The organism is Streptomyces sp. UH6, from assembly GCF_013421635.1.
Taxonomy (GTDB): Bacteria; Actinomycetota; Actinomycetes; order Streptomycetales; family Streptomycetaceae; genus Streptomyces; species Streptomyces abyssomicinicus.
The window spans coordinates 1-3,738 of sequence record NZ_JACADT010000561.1 but is presented as its reverse complement, the minus strand read 5'-3'; the positions used below and the strand labels follow the sequence as shown (position 1 = coordinate 3,738).

4 protein-coding genes are annotated in these 3,738 nt (G+C 72.7%); 2 read left to right on the top strand and 2 right to left on the bottom strand.

Annotated elements, in window-relative coordinates; translation table 11 throughout:
* A partial coding sequence (locus HW445_RS22015) for a siderophore-interacting protein (RefSeq protein ID WP_180222702.1) occupies nt 1-523 on the bottom strand: 523 nt, incomplete at its 3' end.
* Nucleotides 524-684: 161 nt separating this feature from the next.
* The gene (locus HW445_RS22010) at nt 685-1,590 is read right to left on the bottom strand and encodes a 5'-3' exonuclease (RefSeq protein ID WP_180222703.1); all 906 of its coding nucleotides are present in this window, start codon (nt 1,588-1,590) and stop codon (nt 685-687) included.
* A gap of 199 nt (nt 1,591-1,789) precedes the next feature.
* On the opposite strand from HW445_RS22010, the gene HW445_RS22005 reads away from it, so the two are divergent.
* Nucleotides 1,790-2,920, top strand: coding sequence for a glycine betaine/L-proline ABC transporter ATP-binding protein (locus tag HW445_RS22005; protein ID WP_180222701.1), 1,131 nt, complete (start codon nt 1,790-1,792; stop codon nt 2,918-2,920).
* Nucleotides 2,920-3,738: proline/glycine betaine ABC transporter permease (locus tag HW445_RS22000; protein ID WP_180222700.1), on the top strand; the 819-nt coding region annotated here is incomplete at its 3' end. The genes HW445_RS22005 and HW445_RS22000, both read left to right, overlap by 1 nt.

Genomic DNA, 3,738 nt, shown 5'->3' with positions numbered 1-3,738 from the left:
CGGAGACCTCGACGAAGGCCCGCACCTCGGCGCCCGGGGGCAGCGCCTCCAGGGCCGCCGAGATCGCCGGCAGGGCGCTCTCGTCACCGACCAGCAGGTGCCAGTCGGCCGACGGATCCGGGGCGTAGGCGCCGCCCGGGCCCAGCATCCGCAGCGTGTCGCCGGGCTGCGCGCGCAGCGCCCAGGGGCCGGCCAGGCCCTCGTCGCCGTGGACCACGAAGTCGACGGTCAGCTCGCGCAGCTCCGGGTCCCAGGCGCGGACCGTGTAGGTGCGGGTGACCGGCCACTGCTCGCGGGGGAACTCCTCGCGGACGCGGGCCATGCTGAACGGCTCCGGGTACTCGACACCCTCGGCGGGGAACACCAGCTTGACGTAGTGGTCCGTACGGGTCCCCGCCTCGAAGCCGGCCAGGCCGTCGCCGCCGAAGACCACCCGCTGCATGTGCGGGGTGAGTCGCTGGGTGCGGATCACCCGTCCGAGGTGCGGCTTCGGCGGGCTCTTGCGGACCGGGCGCGCTGTCATGAGGCCTCCCTGCTAGTTAGCTTAGGCTCCCCTAAGCTAGCACCGAATCGGCGGCCGTGACCTTGCCCGAGGGCATGTCCGGTGGCATTTTGTGGCCGCGGGTACTTGTGGCCAGGGGCGCCCGCCGTTGCGGCCAGGGGCCCTGGCCGCGCCCCCGCCCGTCATCCCTCCAGGGTGGTCAGCAGGCGCTGGAGCGACCCGCCCAGGTTCCAGCGCGCGGCCAGGGCGCGCACCGTCTCCGGGTCCCGCGGCGCCTTCGGCAGCGTGGTGTCGACCTCGGGGAGCGGCACGTCCGAGGCGACCCGCACCACCTTCGGGGCGACCGCCACGTAGGGCCGGGACTCGTCCAGCCGACGGCGCTGCGCCGGGGTGAGGCCGGAGGCGGGGTCGTCCACCGCGGCCATGATCCCGGCCAGGTCGCCGAACCTCTCCAGCAGCTTGGCGGCCGTCTTCTCGCCGACGCCGGGCACACCGGGCAGGCCGTCGCTCGGGTCGCCGCGCAGCAGCGCCAGGTCGGCGTACCCGCTGCCGTCCACCCCGTACTTCTCGCGCAGGGCCGCCCCGTCCACGACCTGCGGGTTGCCGACGCCCTTCACCGGATAGAGCACCCGCACCCCGCGGGCGTCGTCGACCAGCTGGAAGAGGTCGCGGTCGCCGGTCACGATGTCCACCGCGCCGGTCGCACGGGCCGTGAAGGTGCCGATCACGTCGTCCGCCTCGTAGCCGGCCACGCCCACCCGGGCGATGCCCAGCGCGTCCAGCACCGCCTCGATCACCGGGACCTGCGGCGAGAGGGTGTCCGGGACCTCCTCGGCGTCCGGACCGCCGGTCCGCTCCTCGGCCACCCGGTGGGCCTTGTAGGAGGGGATCAGCTCCACCCGCCAGGCCGGCCGCCAGTCCGCGTCCATGCACGCCACCAGCGCGTCGGGGCGGTGGTCCTTGACCAGGCGGTCGATGAAGTCGAGGAGGCCGCGCACGGCGTTCACCGGCATGCCGTCCGGCGCCTTCACCGATTCGGGCATGCCGAAGTAGGCGCGGAAATAGAGGGAAGCGGTGTCGAGGAGCATCAGTCGTCCGGTCACGCCTCGCCATCTTGCCGTACCGGCGGTTCGGGCATGTCTCGGGCGGGACACGAATGTGAGCGTGCCGTGAAGCCGGCCCGGGCGGGTGTTTGCCCGGTGGCGGCCGGGGCAGGTGCGGCTCCTGTCCGCTTCTGTTGCATATGCCAACGCCGCGGATGTCGAACGGTAGGACGAGAGGCTGAACGTGTCATCCAGATTGCAGGCCGAGAAGGTCTACAAGGTGTTCGGTGGCAGACCCGAGCAAACGGTGGAACGACTGCGCAAAGGCGCCGATCGTGAAGAGCTGAGGGCCGACGGCGTCACCGCCGCGGTCATCGACGCCTCCTTCACGGTGGAGCCGGGCGAGATCTTCGTGGTCATGGGCCTGTCCGGCTCGGGCAAGTCCACGCTCCTGCGCATGCTCAACGGGCTGCTGGAGCCCACCGCGGGCACCGTCAGCTTCGACGGCCAGGACCTGGCCTCGCTCACCGCCGCCGAGCTGCGCACCCTGCGCTCGCGGCGCATCAGCATGGTCTTCCAGCACTTCGCGCTCTTCCCCCACCGCACCGTGCTGCAGAACGCCGCCTACGGCCTGGAGGTCCAGGGCGTGCCGCGTGCCGAGCGGGAGGAGCGCGCCGCCGAGGCGCTCGCCCTGTGCGGGCTGGAGGGCTGGGAGAAGTCCTGGCCCGACGAGCTCTCCGGCGGCATGCGCCAGCGCGTCGGACTGGCCCGCGCGCTCGCCACCGACGCCGACCTGCTGCTGATGGACGAGTCCTTCAGCGCCCTCGACCCGCTGATCCGCCGCGAGATGCAGGACCAGCTGCTGGAGCTGCAGAAGACGCTCCACAAGACCATCGTCTTCATCACCCACGACCTGAACGAGGCGATGCGCCTCGGTGACCGCATCGCCGTGATGCGGGACGGCGAGATCGTGCAGATCGGCACCGCCGAGGACATCCTGGTCCGGCCCGCGGACGAGTACGTCGCCTCCTTCACCCGGGACGTCGACCGCTCCAAGGTGCTGACCGCGGCCTCCGTGATGGACCGCGCCACCGGTGGCGACGAGGCCGGCTGCGGCTGCCCGACCGCCACCCCGGACACGCCGTTCGACGAGCTGTGCGCCCTGTGCGCCCGCACGCCGCACGCCGTGGAAGTGGTGGACGCCGAGGGCGCCCGGGTCGGCACGGTCTCCCAGGAGCGGCTGGTCGCGGTGATCGGCGACGTGGACGCCGACGATGCCGTCGCCGTCGCCGTCGCCGACGCCGCCGGCGGTCCGGCCAAGGAGCCCGCCGCCTGCGCACGGCATACCACCGGCCCCGAGGGGGTGGCCGCCTGATGCCCCGCATCACCTTCGGCGAGTGGGTCAACACCGGGGTCGAATGGCTCCGCGCGCACCTGGCCTGGCTCTTCGACTTCTTCAAGACGGTCTTCGCGGGCGCCTACGACGGCCTGGACGCCGTGCTCCAGGCGCCGGAGCCGCTGCTGCTGATCGGCATCCTCTCGGTGATCGCCTGGCGGCTGCGCGGCCTGTCGGCCGGCGTGCTGTCCTTCCTCGGCTTCGTCTTCGTCGACGCGCTCGGCCTGTGGTCCGACTCCATGTCCACCCTGGCGCTGCTGCTGGTGGCCACCGTGATCGCCCTCGCCGTGGGCGTGCCGGTCGGCATCTGGGCCGCGCGCTCCGACCGGGTGAGCGCCGCGGTGCGCCCGGTGCTGGACTTCATGCAGACGCTGCCGGCCATGGTCTACCTGATCCCGGCCATCATCTTCTTCGGCACCGGCGCCCCCGCGGGCATCGTGGCCACCCTGATCTTCGCCGTCGCGCCCGCCGTCCGGATGACCGAGCTGGGCATCCGCCAGGTCGACCCCGAGCTGGTCGAGGCGGCCGAGGCCTTCGGCACCACCCGGCGCAACACGCTGCTGCGGGTCCAGCTGCCTCTGGCGCTGCCCACCGTGATGGCCGGCGTCAACCAGGTCATCATGCTGGGCCTGTCGATGGCGGCCATCGCCGGCATGGTCGGCACCGGCGGCCTGGGCGGCGCGGTCAACGAGGCCATCGGCCAGCTCGACGTCGGCCTCGGCGCGGAGGCGGGCCTGTCCATCGTGATCCTCGCGGTCTACCTGGACCGGATGACCGGCGCGCTGGGCCGCGAGCTG

What these genes read in the sequence shown, in the direction of transcription:
- HW445_RS22010 (WP_180222703.1), bottom strand. Translation starts at nt 1,590, where the DNA reads ATGCTCCTCGACACCGCTTCCCTCTATTTCCGCGCCTACTTCGGCATG.